Source organism: Actinoplanes sp. NPDC051851, from assembly GCF_040681165.1.
In the GTDB taxonomy this organism is placed as follows: domain Bacteria; phylum Actinomycetota; class Actinomycetes; order Mycobacteriales; family Micromonosporaceae; genus Actinoplanes.
On record NZ_JBFAYF010000054.1, the window covers coordinates 16,206 to 31,235 of the forward strand.

13 protein-coding genes are annotated in these 15,030 nt (G+C 70.4%); 8 read left to right on the forward strand and 5 right to left on the reverse strand.

Annotated elements, in window-relative coordinates; genetic code table 11:
• Positions 1-2: 2 nt before the first annotated feature.
• Positions 3-1,403, reverse strand: coding sequence for a dihydropyrimidinase (gene hydA, locus AB0M08_RS36500; protein WP_364503810.1), 1,401 nt, complete (start codon positions 1,401-1,403; stop codon positions 3-5).
• Positions 1,400-2,242, reverse strand: a complete 843-nt coding sequence (locus AB0M08_RS36505) for a nitrilase-related carbon-nitrogen hydrolase (RefSeq protein ID WP_364503812.1) — start codon at positions 2,240-2,242, stop codon at positions 1,400-1,402. The genes hydA and AB0M08_RS36505 overlap by 4 nt, the downstream gene beginning before the upstream one ends.
• A gap of 197 nt (positions 2,243-2,439) precedes the next feature.
• On the opposite strand from AB0M08_RS36505, the gene AB0M08_RS36510 reads away from it, so the two are divergent.
• From AB0M08_RS36510 to AB0M08_RS36530, 5 genes are all read left to right on the forward strand, one after another.
• Positions 2,440-3,804 (forward strand): aminotransferase class I/II-fold pyridoxal phosphate-dependent enzyme, encoded by a 1,365-nt coding sequence (locus AB0M08_RS36510; protein ID WP_364503815.1) that lies wholly within the window; start codon positions 2,440-2,442, stop codon positions 3,802-3,804.
• Between the two features lie 39 nt (positions 3,805-3,843).
• Positions 3,844-5,112 (forward strand): aspartate aminotransferase family protein, encoded by a 1,269-nt coding sequence (locus tag AB0M08_RS36515; protein ID WP_364503915.1) that lies wholly within the window; start codon positions 3,844-3,846, stop codon positions 5,110-5,112.
• Positions 5,113-5,135: 23 nt separating this feature from the next.
• Positions 5,136-6,557 carry a hypothetical protein gene (locus AB0M08_RS36520; RefSeq protein ID WP_364503818.1) on the forward strand — a complete coding sequence of 474 codons (1,422 nt, stop codon included), beginning with the start codon at positions 5,136-5,138 and terminating at the stop codon, positions 6,555-6,557.
• A 240-nt stretch (positions 6,558-6,797) separates the two neighbouring features.
• Positions 6,798-8,039, forward strand: coding sequence for an inorganic phosphate transporter (locus AB0M08_RS36525; RefSeq protein WP_364503821.1), 1,242 nt, complete (start codon positions 6,798-6,800; stop codon positions 8,037-8,039).
• 12 nt (positions 8,040-8,051) lie between these two features.
• A complete protein-coding gene (locus tag AB0M08_RS36530) occupies positions 8,052-8,360 on the forward strand; it encodes a hypothetical protein (RefSeq protein ID WP_364503824.1) in 309 nt (102 codons plus the stop codon).
• Positions 8,361-8,456: 96 nt separating this feature from the next.
• Here the strand turns inward: AB0M08_RS36530 and AB0M08_RS36535 are convergent, their stop codons facing one another.
• Both AB0M08_RS36535 and AB0M08_RS36540 read right to left on the reverse strand, forming a co-directional pair.
• A complete protein-coding gene (locus tag AB0M08_RS36535) occupies positions 8,457-9,443 on the reverse strand; it encodes a glycerophosphodiester phosphodiesterase (protein ID WP_364503827.1) in 987 nt (328 codons plus the stop codon).
• A 347-nt stretch (positions 9,444-9,790) separates the two neighbouring features.
• On the reverse strand, positions 9,791-12,712 hold the full coding sequence (locus AB0M08_RS36540) for a glycine--tRNA ligase (protein ID WP_364503829.1): 2,922 nt from the start codon (positions 12,710-12,712) through the stop codon (positions 9,791-9,793).
• A 115-nt stretch (positions 12,713-12,827) separates the two neighbouring features.
• Between AB0M08_RS36540 and AB0M08_RS36545 the strand changes: the two genes are divergently transcribed.
• On the forward strand, positions 12,828-13,595 hold the full coding sequence (locus AB0M08_RS36545; protein WP_364503831.1) for a DUF6082 family protein: 768 nt from the start codon (positions 12,828-12,830) through the stop codon (positions 13,593-13,595).
• On the opposite strand, the gene AB0M08_RS36550 is transcribed toward AB0M08_RS36545, so the two are convergent.
• Complete coding sequence (locus tag AB0M08_RS36550) at positions 13,529-13,723, reverse strand: DUF397 domain-containing protein (RefSeq protein ID WP_364503834.1); 195 nt, start codon at positions 13,721-13,723, stop codon at positions 13,529-13,531. The two genes, AB0M08_RS36545 and AB0M08_RS36550, sit on opposite strands and share 67 nt — an antisense overlap.
• Here AB0M08_RS36550 and AB0M08_RS36555 point away from each other — a divergent pair.
• Positions 13,635-13,853, forward strand: coding sequence for a hypothetical protein (locus tag AB0M08_RS36555; RefSeq protein ID WP_364503927.1), 219 nt, complete (start codon positions 13,635-13,637; stop codon positions 13,851-13,853). The genes AB0M08_RS36550 and AB0M08_RS36555 overlap by 89 nt on opposite strands.
• Before the next feature lie 29 nt (positions 13,854-13,882).
• Positions 13,883-15,025 carry an acyl-CoA dehydrogenase family protein gene (locus AB0M08_RS36560; protein ID WP_364503837.1) on the forward strand — a complete coding sequence of 381 codons (1,143 nt, stop codon included), beginning with the start codon at positions 13,883-13,885 and terminating at the stop codon, positions 15,023-15,025.
• Positions 15,026-15,030: the final 5 nt, after the last annotated feature.

The following is a 15,030-nucleotide window of genomic DNA, read 5'->3' on the forward strand; positions in this document are numbered from 1 at the left end:
CTTCAGAGCAGGTAGTCGCTGAGGCCGCGCTTGACGTACCGGCCCCGGCCGGCCCGCCCGGTGTACTCGCCGCCGGACGCGATCACCTCGCCGCGGGAGATGACGGTGTCGACCTTGCCGTCGATCTCCCAGCCCTCCCAGGCGGAGTGGTCCATGTTCATGTGGTGCGTCTCGACGCTGATCCGGGTGCGCCCGTTCGGGTCGTAGAGCACGATGTCGGCGTCCGAGCCGGGCTGGATGACGCCCTTCTTCGGGTAGAGGCCGAACATCCGGGCCGGGGTGGTCGCGATCGTCTCCACCCAGCGGGCCAGCGACAGCTTGCCGTCGACGACGCCCTGGTAGAGCAGGTCGACGCGGTGCTCGACGCTGCCGATGCCGTTCGGGATCTTGGAGAAGTCGCCGATGCCCAGCTCCTTCTGGTCCTTCATGCAGAACGGGCAGTGGTCGGTGGAGACCACCGAGAGGTCGTTGGTGCGCAGGCCCGTCCAGAGGTCGTCGCGGTGGCTCTCCTTACCGCTGCGCAGCGGGGTGGAGCAGACCCACTTGGCGCCCTCGAAGCCCGGCGCGCCGAGCTGGTCCTCCAGCGTGAGGTAGAGGTATTGCGGGCAGGTCTCGGCGAAGACGTTGCGGCCCAGGTCGCGGGCGTGCTTGACCTGCTCCAGGGCCTTCGACGCGGAGAGGTGCACGATGTAGAGCGGGCAGTCGGCGGCGACGCTGGCCAGCCAGATCGCCCGGCTGGTCGCCTCCGCCTCCAGCTCCTGCGGCCGGGTGATGCCGTGGTAGATCGGGTCGGTCTCGCCGCGCTCCAGGGCCTGCTTGACCAGCACGTCGATGGCCGGGCCGTTCTCCGCGTGCATCATGATCATGGCGCCGTTGTCGCGCGCCTTCTGCATCGCCCGCAGGATCTGGCCGTCGTCGGAGTAGAAGACCCCCGGGTACGCCATGAACAGCTTGAAACTGGTGATGCCCTCGTTGCTGACGAGGTAGTCCATCGCCTTGAGCGACTCGTCGTCGACCCCGCCGAGGATCTGGTGGAACGCGTAGTCGATGTGGCAGTTGCCGTCGGCCTTGCCGTGCCAGGCGGCCAGCCCGTCCTGGACCACCTCGCCGGTCTTCTGGACCGCGAAGTCGATGATCGTGGTGGTGCCGCCGATCGCCGCGGCCTTGGTGCCGGTGTCGAAGGTGTCGCTGGCGTGGGTGCCGCCGAACGGCAGCTCCATGTGGGTGTGCGCGTCGACCGCCCCGGGGATCACGTACTTCCCGGTGGCGTCGATGACGTCGGGGCCCTCCGGGGCGCTGCCGGGCGCGAAGAGCGCCACGATCGTCTCGCCGTCGATGAGCACGTCCGCGGGCGCCGGGCCGGTCGGCCCGATCACGATCCCGCCCTTGATGAGGGTGCTCACGGCTGCACCAGCCCGTTGTACGAGTCGGGGCGGCGGTCGCGGAAGAACTGCCAGCGCTCGCGGACCGTCTTGAGCAGGCTCAGGTCCAGGTCCCGGACGATCAGCTCGGGGTTGTGCGTGTCGCCGACCTCGCCGACGAACTTCCCCTCCGGGTCGACGAAGTACGTCTGCCCGTAGAAGTCGTTCTCGCCGAGCTCTTCGACGCCGACCCGGTTGATCGCGCCGATGAAGTACTCGTTCGCGACCGCGCTGGCCGGCTGCTCCAGCTGCCAGAGATAGCTGGAGAGGCCCCGGCTGGTGGCCGACGGGTTGAAGACGATCTGCGCGCCGTTCAGGCCGAGCGCCCGCCAGCCCTCCGGGAAGTGCCGGTCGTAGCAGATGTACACACCGATCCGGCCGACCGCGGTGTCGAAGACCGGGTAGCCGAGGTTGCCCGGCCGGAAGTAGAATTTCTCCCAGAAGCCCTTGACCTGCGGGATGTGGTTCTTCCGGTACTTGCCGAGGTACGTGCCGTCGGCGTCGACCACCGCGGCGGTGTTGTAGAGGACGCCCTCCTGCTCCTTCTCGTACATCGGCAGGATCATCACCATGCCGAGCTCGGCCGCGAGGGCCTGGAAGCGCTCGGTGGTCGGCCCGGGGATGGACTCGGCGTACTCGTAGTAGGCGGCGTCCTGGACCTGGCAGAAGTACGGCCCGTAGAAGAGCTCCTGGAAGCAGATCACCTTGGCGCCCTGGGCGGCGGCCTCGCGGGCGTACGCCTCGTGCGCCTTGATCATCGATTCTTTGTCGCCCGTCCAGTTGGTCTGGACGAGGGCGGCGCGAACGACTCCGGTCGTCATGGCGGCCCTTCCCTTCGAAAATTGTCGATCTTCAGCACGCGCAGTGCGCCGGTGGAGCGCCTGTGATCGTGTGTCTACTCCTCGTAGTAGTACCAGCGCCAGGCCTTGCATGTCGGCGGCTGATGCCGTAGGACACTAACGACACACATTGAAGCGAACAATTGCGATGTTGTAACCGATTGTTTCGGAGAGGTAATTTGCTGCCGCTGATCACCGGGGCGGTCCAGGACCGCAGCGCCCGGGGCATCGCCGCGGCCGTGAGCCGGCTGATCACCGCCGGTCGGCTCCCGGCCGGTGAACGGCTGCCCACCGTCCGCGCGGTGGCCGGTGCTCTCGGGGTCAGCCCGACCACGGTCAGCGAGGCCTGGCGCAACCTCGCGCTGGCCGGGGCCATCCAGACCCGGGGGCGCTCCGGCACGTTCGTGGCCGGGCCCGGTCACCCCCGCTTCACCCGGTTGAGCAGGCCCTCCATCGCCCTGGAGCGGGATCTCTCGACCGGGGTACCCGACCCGGCGCTGCTCCCCGATCTGAGTGACGCGCTGCGCCGGATCGGGGACGGGCGGCACTCCCGGAGCTACCTGGACGACCCGGTGCTGCCCGAGCTGGAGGCGGTGCTGCGGGAGCGGTGGCCGTACCCGCCGGAGCGGCTCACCGTGGTGGACGGCGCGCTGGACGCGCTCGACCGGATCTGCGGCGCCACCCTGCGCTACGGCGACCACGTGCTCGTGGAGAACCCGGCCTTCGCGCCGCTGCTCGACCTGCTCCAGGCGCTGGGCGCCACGGTGGTCGGGGTGCCGCTGGACGAGGCCGGGCCGGACCCGTCGGTGCTGCGCGACCTGCTCGCCGACTTCCGGCCGGTCGCGCTCTTCCTGCAGCCCCGGGCGCAGAACCCGGCAGGGGTGAGCATGACGCCCGAGCGGGCCGCCTCGCTGGCGGCCGTGCTGACGGCCTTCCCGGAGGTCCTGGTCGTCGAGGACGACCACGCCGGGGACATCGCCACCGCGCCGGCGGTCAGCGTCGGGACGTACCTGCCGGAGCGGACCGTGCACGTGGCCAGCTTCTCCAAGAGCCACGGGCCGGACCTGCGGCTCGCGGCGATCGGCGGGCCGGCGACGGTGGTCGACCAGATCGCCGACCGCCGGATGCTCGGGCCCGGCTGGTCCAGCCGCCTGCTCCAGGCCGTGCTGCTCGACCTGCTCACCGATCCGGCGTCGATCGCCCAGGTCGCGGTGGCCCGGACGGCGTACGCGGAACGCCGGTCCTCGCTGGTGAAGGCCCTGCACGAGGAGGGCGTAAGGGTCGGCGACGGCGACGGGATCAACCTCTGGCTGCCCGTTCCCGATCAGCAGAACGCGATGGTCACGCTCGCCGCCCACGGGGTCGCGGCGGCGCCCGGCGCGCCGTTCTGCGTCACCCCACTCGGCGGCGACCACCTGCGGATCACCGCGGGGCTGGTCGCCGGCGGCTACGACGAACTGGCCGCCGTGCTCGCGGCGGCCGCCCTGCAGACCGGCCGCGGCAGCGGCCCCCGGGGCCGTGGCCACCCCCACGGCTGGCGATAGGAGTCTTCGTTGTCCCTACTGGATCGACACCGCGCGGTCATGCCGGCCTGGATGCCCGTCTACTACGGCGAGGACGCGCTGGAGATCGTCTCCGGCTCCGGCCGCCACGTCACCGACGCGGAGGGCCGTACCTACCTGGACTTCTTCGGCGGCGTGCTGACCACCATGGTCGGGTACGACATCGCCGAGATCAGCGACGCGGTCCGCGCGCAGATCGACACCGGCGTCGCGCACACCTCGACGCTCTACCTGATCCGGCAGCAGGTCGAGCTGGCCGAGAAGATCGCCCGGCTCTCCGGCATCCCGGACGCCCGGGTCTTCTTCACCAACTCCGGCACCGAGGCGAACGAGTCGGCGCTGCTCTTCGCCACCAACGCGCGCCGCTCCAACCAGATCCTGGCGGTCAAGAACGGCTACCACGGCCGGACCTTCGCCACCATGGCGGTGACCGGGCACCGGAGCTGGTCGTCGAGCTCGCTCAGCCCGCTCACCGTGCACTGGCTCGCCTCGGCCGACCGGCTGCGCGGGCGGATGGCCGGGATGTCCGGGGACGATCTGGTCGAGGCGGCCGTCGACGACCTGCGCGAGGTGCTCGCCACGGTCAGCGCCGGCGACGTGGCCGGGATGATCGCCGAGCCGGTCCAGGGCGTCGGCGGCTTCGTGTCCGGCCCGGACGGGCTGCTCGGGGCGTACCGGAAGGTCCTCGCCGAACACGGCATCCTGCTGATCGCCGACGAGGTGCAGACCGGCTGGGGCCGGACCGGCGACCACTTCTGGGGCCACCAGGCGCACGGCGTCACCCCGGACCTGATCACTTTCGCCAAGGGCATCGGCAACGGTTTCGCCCTCGGCGGCGTGGTCGGCCGCGCCGAGATCATGAACGCGGTCCCGGCGATCAGCTTCTCCACCTTCGGCGGCAATCCGGTCAGCGCGGCGGCCGGCAACGCGGTCCTCGACTACGTGCTCTCCCACGACCTGCAGGGCAACGCGAAGAGGGTCGGGTCGATCCTGCTCAACGGCCTTCAACCCCTTCTCGGGTACGGCATCCTGGCCGACGTCCGCGGCCGGGGCCTGATGATCGGGCTGGAGTTCGTCCGCACCGGGACCACCGAGCCGGACCCGGCCGTCACCGCGCGCGTCTTCGACCTCTGCCGGGCGAACGGCCTGCTGGTCGGCAAGGGCGGCCTCTACGGCAATGTGATCAGGATCGGTCCGCCGCTGACGCTGACCGAGGACGAGGCCCGCACCGGCCTGGCCGTCCTCACCGAGGCGATCGCCACCGCCGACGCGGAGTCCCGGGTCGGCTGACACCGCTCGCTACCGTGTCCGGTGTGGACGAGGCCGACCTGACCGATATCGAACGCCTCGTCTGGGACGCGTTCCCGACCGGGCGGTGGATCAACCTGCGGCCCGGGCAGGAGGTCCGGGCCGAGGTGCTCCGCGCGCTCCTGCTCGGCGCCCGGCCCGCGGTCGACGGCGAGCAGGCCGCGCTCCGTCTCGGCGGGGCGGTGATCACCGGTCGTCTCGTTCTCAGCCATGCGGATATCGGCGGATCGATCAGCCTGAGAAACTGCCATTTCACCGATGCACCGGATATTTACGGCGCCCGTATGCGCAGACTCAGACTTGTCGACTGCGAATTGCCCGGTTTGAACCTTGCGGTGACCGAGATCTCTGCGGGGATCCGACTCTCCGGCACGATCTTCACCGGTCAGCTCAGCCTGGCAGGGGCCAGAATCGGTGGGGCCATCGTCCTGGACGGCTCCAAGGTGAGCGGTGCGGGAAGAGCCTTTGACGGCACCCAGCTGACGGCATCGCGGAACATCCTGGCCCGGGAGGGCTTCGAGTGCCACGGCGAGCTCTGTCTGGACGGTGCGGAGGTGGTGGGCTCGCTGCGGCTCACCGGTGCGGTCCTCGACAATCCCGGTGGTTGGGCCCTCAACGGGGCGGGGCTGCGGGTCGGTGCGGTGCTGGACCTCTCTGGCGGGACCACCGTCACCGGGTCGATGCGGCTGAGCAACGTCGTGGTGGGGAGCCTGTTGACGCTGAGTCGGCTGACGCTCACCGAACCCGGGCACCGCGCCGTCGACCTGCGCAGCCTGGAGGCCCCCGAGCTGATGCTGCAGACCGCGGTGCCGATCCCGGGGCGGGTCGATCTCGGGTACGCCCGGATCGGGCTGCTGCGCGACAGCCCGGAGACCTGGCCGCACTCGCTGACCCTGGGCGGGTTCACCTACGACGTGATCGCCGGGGCGGCGCCGGTCGAGGAGCGACTGCGGTGGTTACGCCGCGATCCGTCACAATTCAGGCCACAGGTGTACGGGCGGCTCGCCGCGATTTACATGAACGGCGGGCGGGACGACGACGCCCGGGCGGTCCGGCTGGCGGGGGAGCGGCGGCGCCGGGAGTCGCTGCCCCGGACCCGGCGACTGTGGGGGTGGCTGCAGGACGTCACGGTCGGGTACGGCTACCGGCCCCGGCGCGCGGCGGCCTGGTTGCTGGGGTTGCTCGTGCTGGGCTGGGTAGTCTTCGGGGTGGTGCCGCCACGGGCCGCGGAGGCACCCAAGGCGCCCGAGTTCCACGCCCTGGCGTACGCCGCTGACCTGCTGTTACCCGTGGTCGACCTGGGTCAGCAGCCGGCCTACCTGCCGCGCGGCTGGACGGCCTGGATCGGGTACCTGCTGATCGGTGCCGGACTGCTCTTCGCGACCACCGCGGCGGCCGGGGTGGCCCGCCGCCTCCGGCGCGACTGAATCGATGTCCATCTTTTAACGCGGGCGCAACCGCGTTCGCCGGATGCCGGTTTTGTCGGGATTGAAGCGCGTCTTTTAGTAGGGAAATGTTCACCCATCCTTTGTTGACAGACACGTATAGTAGTCAATCGATTACTGAGAGGCAGATTTAGGAGAACGGGAGGTTAACGAGCGGGGAATCTTGTACATGCCAGGTTCTCCCTATGGATGTGCGCCGGTAACTCGTTCACGATCACCCTCGTGACAGAAACATCCGTGATCCTCGCGCTGGTGGTCGTGACGGCACTCGCCTTCGACTTCACCAACGGGTTCCACGACACGGCCAACGCGATGGCCACCTCCATCGCGACCAAGGCCCTGCGGCCCAAGACCGCCGTAGCCCTCTCCGGTGTGCTGAACCTGATCGGAGCGTTTCTCTCCGTGGAGGTCGCTCTCACCGTCACGAACGCGGTAGTGAAGATCCAGGACAAGACCGGCGCTCCCCGAGCCGATCTGCTCGCCGACGGCGGGTCCGCCCTGCTCCTGATCGTGCTGGCCGGACTGGTCGGCGGGATCGTCTGGAACCTGCTGACCTGGCTGGTCGGCCTCCCCTCCAGCTCGTCGCACGCGCTCTTCGGCGGCCTGATCGGCGCCACCGTCGCCGGCCTCGGCTGGGCCGGGGTCAACTGGAACGGCGACGGTTCGAAGCTCGACGGCGTCGTCGGCAAGGTCCTCCTGCCCGCGGTGATCTCCCCGGTCATCGCCGCGCTGGTCGCCATGGTCGGCACCTGGCTGATCTTCAAGGTGACCAACGGGATCGCGGCCCGGTACACCGAGAAGGGCTTCCGGTGGGGCCAGATCGGGTCCGCGTCGCTCGTCTCGCTGGCGCACGGCACCAACGACGCGCAGAAGACGATGGGCGTGATCACCCTCGCGCTGATCGCGGCCGGTGACTGGAGCGACACGAAGAACATCCCGCTCTGGGTCAAGGTCGCGTGCGCGCTCGCCATCGCGGCCGGCACCTACCTGGGCGGCTGGCGGATCATCCGTACCCTCGGCAAGGGCCTGACCGACATCAACCCACCGCAGGGCACCGCCGCGCAGTCCGGCGCCGCCGCGGTGATCCTCGCCTCCAGCCAGCTCGGCTTCGCGCTCTCCACCACGCACGTCGCCACCGGCTCGGTGCTCGGCTCCGGCATCGGCCGGCCCGGCGCCACGGTGCGCTGGTCGGTGGCGGGCCGGATGGTCGCGGCCTGGCTGATCACCCTCCCCGCGGCCGGCCTGATCGGCGCCGCGATGTGGTGGATCGGCGACACGATCGGCGGTCTCGCCGGTGCCCTCGTGGTCTTCCTGCTGTTGGTCGCGGCCTCGGGCGCGATGTGGTGGCGGTCCCGGTCCGGCCGGGTCGACCACGAGAACGTCAACGACGACTGGGACGGGACCACCCCGCCCGCTCCGGATGAGCCGGCCGTCGAGCCGGTCCGTATGGCCACCGCGAACTGAGGGACGAGAGACATGCACAACGTGGGATTCGCGCTCGACGGCGCGTGGCAGGTTCTGCTGGCCGGTCTGATCCTCGGCGCCGGTATGCCGGTCCTCTTCGCGCTCGGCATCCGCTCGCTGGCCTGGGGCGCGGGCGAGGCCTCGGTCAGCACGCAGGGCGTGACGGCGGGGGCGAAGCAGCCGGCCGGTACGGTGCTCGGCTGGGTGCTCTTCGCGGTGGTGGTGGCCGGGGTGCTGCTCGGACTGACGTTCATCATCGCCAGCGGGTTCGGCAACAAGCTCAGCTTCGAGCACATCTACCCGACGATCGTGCCGAAGTAGCCCGCTTCTCCCGGCAGGCACGGGGCGGGTTTTCGGACGTACCTCCCAAGGAAACGGCCCGGCGGAGAACCGCCGGGCCGTGCGCATGCCGTCAGCTCAGGCCAGGCTGCGGGCCAGGACGCCGATGTCGGACTGGTCGGTGAAGAGACCGTCGATGCCGGTGCGCAGGAAGGTGATCTGCTCGTCGATCGCCTTGCCGTAGGCCGTCACGTCGGTGCCCACCTTCAGCTCCGCCGGCAGGAAGCTGTTCTCCGCGCGGAAGGTGTACGGGATCACCTGCAGCCCGGCGGCGTGCGCGTCCTCGACCAGACTGGTCGCGGTGCCCAGCGTGCCGTCGGCGTTGCGCGGGATGATCTGCGCCTTGTCCGGTCCGAGGCCGCCGACGTACTCGGAGAGCTCCTTGAGACCCGCCGGGGTGAGGTAGTCGGCGTAGCTGCGCGGGTCGTTGAAGGGCGTGCCCGACGCGCTGCTCAGGAAGATCAACGGCACCTCGACGCGGTGATCGTCCGCGAGGTCCTTCAGGTTCACCGCCTCGAACGACTGGATGAAGACCTTCGCGCCCCGCTTGTCCAGGCCGTTCTTCCGCAGGATCCTGACGAGCGGGGTCTCCAGCTCCAGGCCCAGGTTCCGGTGGTACGTCGGGTGCTTGGTCTCCGGGAAGACGCCGATGTCCCGGCCCAGCTCCCGGTTCAGGCGGATGCGCAGGTCGAGCAGCTCCTGGAAGGTCGGCACCGTGAAGTAGCCGTCGTAGAGCGTGTTGTGCTGCCGGATCGCCGGGATGCGCTCGACGGCGCGCAGCGTCTTCAGCTCGGCCAGCGTGAAGTCGTGCACCCACCAGCCGGTGACGGCGGACCCGTCGAGGACCACGGTCCGCTTCCGGTCGGCGAACTCCGGGTGCGCGGCCACGTCGGTGGTCCCGCCGATCTCCGGTTCGTGCCGGCAGACCAGCACGCCGTCCTTGGTGATGACCAGATCCGGCTCCATGTAGTCGGCACCCATCCGGGCGGCCAGCTCATAGGAGGCCAGCGTGTGTTCGGGCCGGTACCCGGAGGCCCCCCGGTGCCCGACGACCAGCGACGTCACGTGCTTCCCGCTCCCTTGTCCCGATCCTGCCCATGCCGGTGCGGACACCGCCGCACCCAGCGCGGGTGCGGCAGCGGCTGCCGCACCGAGGCGCAGCACCTGACGGCGATCTGCCACGTTTCCTCCACCGAGTTCCCGGTCCGGCCCCGCTGGCCGGACGGTACCGAGAGGCAGTCGACGTGACGGATCCGTCGCCCGGGCGACAGCTTCGTGGCCTGCCCGGAAACGCCGGGCCAACGCTCGCCACGCCGTTCCTCGCATCGGCAGACGACGATACCTGCTCCACCTTCCGAGATCTTATCGTCGCGGCGGGGTGGTGGGTACGGGCCCGCCGCCCCCGACGGAGGTCAGAGGCGGAGCCGGGGCCAGTCGAGCAGGCCGTCGCCGAGGTCGCGGACCGTGGCGAGCAGCCCCAGCCGGGCCGCCCGGATCGAGGGGTCCTCGGCCATCACCAGCACGTCGTCGAAGAACGCGGTGATCGGCGCGACCAGCGGGGTCGTCGCTTCGACGAATGCGGACAGGTCGGTCTTGCCGATCTCGGGGAGAGCGATGACCGCCTCGTGCAGCGCGATCTCCGCGGGCTCCTTCAGCAGGGCCGGATCGTAGCCGGGCGCGGTGCCCGCCGGGACGATCCGCCGGGCCCGGTCCAGTGCGCCGAAGACCGGGCTGTCCGCGTGACCGGCGAGCTGGGCCAGCAGCACGTCGACCAGGGCCGGGCGGCCGGCGTGCGGGAGCACCGCACGGACCCGGTCGACCGGGTGGCCCTCCTCGGTCAGCACCAGCTCCAGGCGCCGGGCCAGAAACTCGCCCAGGGCGTCGAGGGGCGGCGCCGGGACCGGCTGGGCCTCCGCGGCCAGGGCGAGCGCCTCGGTCAGGTCGAGGGCGAAGACCGGCGGCGTGTTCCGGTGCACGGCGATCAGGCCCAGCACCGCACGGCGTACCGCGAAGGGGTCGCTCGAACCGGTCGGCAGGCCCACCGTGGCGGCGAGCCCGGCCACCAGGTCGAGCCGGTCGGCGAGCGAGAGCAGCGCGCCCGGGATCGTCCGGGGCAGCTCGTCGCCGGTGTGCCGGGGCAGCTCCGCCTCGAAGACCGCCTGGGCGACCGAACGCTCCTCGCCTGCGTGCAGCGCGTAGTCCCGGGCCATCACCCCGGCCAGGCTGGTCATCTCGGTGACCAGCTGCGAGCCCAGGTCGAACTTGACCAGCTCACCGGCCCGGTCCAGGACCGGCGACGACAGGTCCAGCAGGGTGGCCAGCCGCTGGGCGAGCACGGCGATCCGGCCGGCGCGGTCCGCCATCGAGCCGAGCCGGTCGGTGAAGGTGAGCCGGTCCAGCCGGGCGCGCAGGGCGGCGAGCGGCGTCTCCCGGTCGGCCCGGTAGAAGAAGCGCGCGTCCTCGTACCGGGCGCGCAGCACCGCCTCGTTGCCGGTGCGGACCAACTCGACGTCGACCGGCCCGTTCGCCACCGTGACGAACATCGGGAGCAGGCGGCCGTCCTCGTCGCGTACCGGAAGGTATCGCTGATGTTTGCGCATCACTGTGGTCAGCACCGCGTCCGGCAGGGTCAGGTAGCCCTCGTCGAACGTGCCGAGCAGCGGCAGCGGCTGCTCCACCAGTTCGGTGATCTGGTCGATCAGCGCGGCCTCGCCGGTCACGTCGACGGTGCCGTCCGGGTAGACCAGGTCCTGCGCGCCGATCACGATCAGCTCGCGGCGGTCCTCGTGGTCGGCGACGATGCCGTTCACCCCGAGCGTCTCCATGAACGTCTCGGCCGACGCGATCTCGATCTCCGGCGGCAGGGCGGTGCGCAGCAGCCGGGTCCGCCGTCCCGCGGCCAGCGTGGAGACCGCCACCGGGACCACGTCGTCGCCCCAGAGCGCGGTGAGCCAGCGGACCGGGCGGCTGAAGGCCAGCGACGGATCGTTCCAGCGCATGTTCTTCGCGGCGCGCAGCCCGGTCACGACCTTCGCCAGCACGTCGGCGAGCACCTCGGGTGCCGCGCGTCCCGCCTCGTGCCTCTCCAGGATCTTGTGGAGTACGCCGTTGAACTCGCCCTCGCCGAGTTCGTCCGGCGAGACTCCCTGCCCCCGGGCGAAGCCCTCGATCGCCGCGGCGGGGGCCGTGGTCCGCGGGCCCCGCACCGCGCGTACGTGATCCTCCTCGCGCGGCTCGACGGCCTGGACCACCGCGATCAGCCGGCGCGGCGTCCCGAAGACCCGGATCTCGCCGTGCCCCAGCCGTGTCCCGCCGAGCCCCTCGGTGACCAGGCGCGCCACCTGCTCGCGCGCCGACCGCAGCTCGGCCGGCGGCAGCTCCTCGGTGCCGATCTCGAAGACCAGCGTGCGCGCGGCCGTCCCGGTCCGCGCGGCGCCCGCCGGACGGGCCGGCGCGGGCTCGTCGACGGTGCCCAGCGGAAGCCCGAGCTCGGTGCGGCGGGCCACCCAGAGCTTCGCCACCTCACCGGCGAGCCGTCGCATCCGGCCGAACTCCGCCGCCCGCTCGGCCGTGGAGACCGCGCCGCGCGAGTCCAGCACGTTGAACGCCTGCGAGCACTTGAGCACGTACGTGTGCGCCGGCACCGGCAGCCCCGCGTCGATCATCCGCTGCGCCTCGCCCGCGTAGATCTCCAGCAGCCGCCGGTTCGCGTCGATGTCCGCGTCGTCCAGGTAGTACCGCGACATCTCGTACTCGGACTGCCCGAAGACCTCGCCGTAGCTCACGCCCGGGGCGTACGCGATCTCCTTGAAGTGCTGCTTCTCCTGCAGTGCCATGATGATCCGCTCGATCCCGTACGTGATCTCCACGCTCACCGGATCGAGGTTGCGCCCACCGGCCTGCTGGAAGTAGGTGAACTGGGTGATCTCCAGTCCGTCCAGCCAGACCTCCCAGCCCAGCCCCCACGCGCCCAGCGCCGGCGAGGCCCAGTTGTCCTCGACGAACCGCACGTCGTGCGCCGCCACGTCGATCCCGATCGCGGCCAGGCTGCCCAGGTAGAGCTCCTGCGGGTTACCGGGGTCCGGCTTGAGGACCACCTGCAGCTGCGTGTGCGTCTGCAGCCGGTTCGGGTTCTCCCCGTACCGCGAGTCGTCGGGCCGCACGGAGGGTTCGACGTACACGACCTTCCACGGCTCCGGCCCGAGCACGCGCAGAAACGTCGCCGGATTCAGCGTCCCGGCCCCGACCTCGGTGTTCATCGGCTGCACGGTCAGGCACCCCTGTTCCGCCCAGTACGCGGTCAACCTGGCCAGTGCGTCCTGCATGGTGAGCATGCGCCGAAGTCTAGGACGCCCGCCCGGAGTCCCAGCAGCCGATTTCCCCGGAACGAGTCCAACGTGGCGCACGGATAGCAATCGAATGGTTGCTATGCGTGGTCATGCTGGGTCCATGACGACGGGATGGGTGAATGCGCCGAAGCCGGCCGCCCTGAGGTTCTGGATGGTCACCGCGTTCGCCGTGCTGTCGCTCGGCCTGGCCGTTCCCGTGGCGATGGTGTTGCTCTCCGGTGCCGCCCTCCCCTGGGACCGTCTCGCCGACATCGGCGACGCCTTCGGTGGCGCCTCGGCGCTGCTCTCCGCGCTCGCGCTCAGCGGCGTCGGAGCCTCCCTGCTCTTCCAGCAGCGCCAGATCCGCCAGGAACTCGCCGACCTCGACCGGCAGCAGCACCTGGAGCTTCTCAAGCTGGCCATCGAGAACCCCGAGCTGATCGAGGTCCTCGACGCCGAGACCGCTCGCGGCGATCACGCCCGGCAGGAGATCTACGCCAATCTCACGATGATGTATTGGCTGGCGATCTGGGAGCTCGGCGAAATCGACGACGAGGAATTGCGGGGGATGGCCGCGAGCATGTTCCGCAGTGGAATCACCAGGCAATGGTGGGCCCGCGTCGGCGATGCGTGGATAGGCACCCGTGAGCATCCGGAGCGGCATAGATTCATTGATATCGTGACCGGGGAATTCCGGGCCGCCGGGAGGGTGGCCACCGGAACGGGTGCGCCGGCGGCGAAGGCGCGCCCGTTCCCCGGTGGCGCGGCGGTGGCTGTCTCCGGTCTCGTGGTCCTGGGTGGCCTGCTGGTCTTCGGCCGCGCCTACGCCAGGCGGAGCCGGTCGGCCCGGACGTCCTCGACGAAGGAGCGCCACGCTCCCGAGCCGTAGGTGAGGACCGGTCCCGACGGATTCTTGGAATCCCGCATCATGACGATTTCCCGGTTATCGCTCATCGCGATCTCCACGCAGGCGCTGTTCGCGACGGAATATGAACTCTTACGCCATACCGGTTTCATGAACTGCCCCCCAATTCGGTTGCCGATAACGCGGCGGCCCGAGCGTAACGCCGGGCCGCGCGGTGACAAAAACGATGACCCCGCCTGGGTGATGGCTTACGAATACCCGGATCTCCACGGTGAGGTCTAGCGCGGCGCTCCGTGGGGAAGTAGCTGGGGATGCTGGCTGGAGATCTTTATGGGTTTCAGGGACTGCTGTCCGAGGATGAGGCGGCGGTCGTGCACCGGGTCCGGGAGTTCCTGGGCGCCGAGGTGAGTCCGATCGCGAACGAGTACTGGGCGCGGGCCGAGTTCCCCGCTCATCTCGTCAAGGGGTTCGCGGGGCTCGGGCTGGCCGGGCGGGAGCAGTCCGCGCTGCTCACCGGGTGGGTGGCGCTGGAGATGGCGCGGGCCGACGCCTCGATGGCGACCTTCTACGGGGTGCACGCCGGGCTGGCCATGGGGAGCGTTCAGACGTGCGGGTCGCCGGAGCAGCGAGAGCGGTGGCTGCCCGGGATGGCCGCGTTCGATCAGATCGGGGCGTTCGCGCTGACCGAGCCGACCGGTGGGTCGGATGTGGCGGCGGGGCTGAGGACGACCGCCCGCCGCGAGGGTGACACCTGGGTGCTGAACGGGCGCAAGCGCTGGATCGGCAACGCCACCTTCGCCGACCTGATCGTGGTCTGGGCGCGGGACGAGGCGGACGACCGGGTCAAGGGCTTCGTGGTGCCCGGCGGCGCGCCCGGCTTCACGGCGACGAAGATCGAGAACAAGATCGCGCTGCGGATCGTGCAGAACGCGGACATCGAGCTGCACGACGTACGCGTACCGGAAGCGGACCGGTTGCAGGACGCGAACTCGTTCGCGGACACCGCGACGGTGCTGCGGCAGACCCGGAGCGGGGTGGCCTGGCAGGCGGTCGGGGTGATGCTGGCGGCGTACGAGATCGCCCTCGACTACGCCAAGGAGCGCGAGCAGTTCGGCCGGCCGATCGCGAGTTTCCAGCTGATCCAGGATCTTCTGGTCCGGATGGTCGGCAACGTGACCGGCTCGCTCGGGATGTGCGTCCGGCTGGCCCAGCTGCAGGACGCGGGGCAGTACCGGGACGAGCATTCGGCGCTGGCGAAGGCGTACTGCACCACCCGGATGCGCGAGGTGGTGGGCTGGGCGCGCGAGTTGCTCGCCGGCAACGGCATCGTCCTCGACTACGACATCGGCCGGTTCGTCGCCGACGCCGAGGCGATCTACTCGTACGAGGGCACCCGCGAGATCAACTCCCTGATCGTCGGCCGCGCCGTCACCGGCCACGGCGCCTTCGTCTGAGCGAC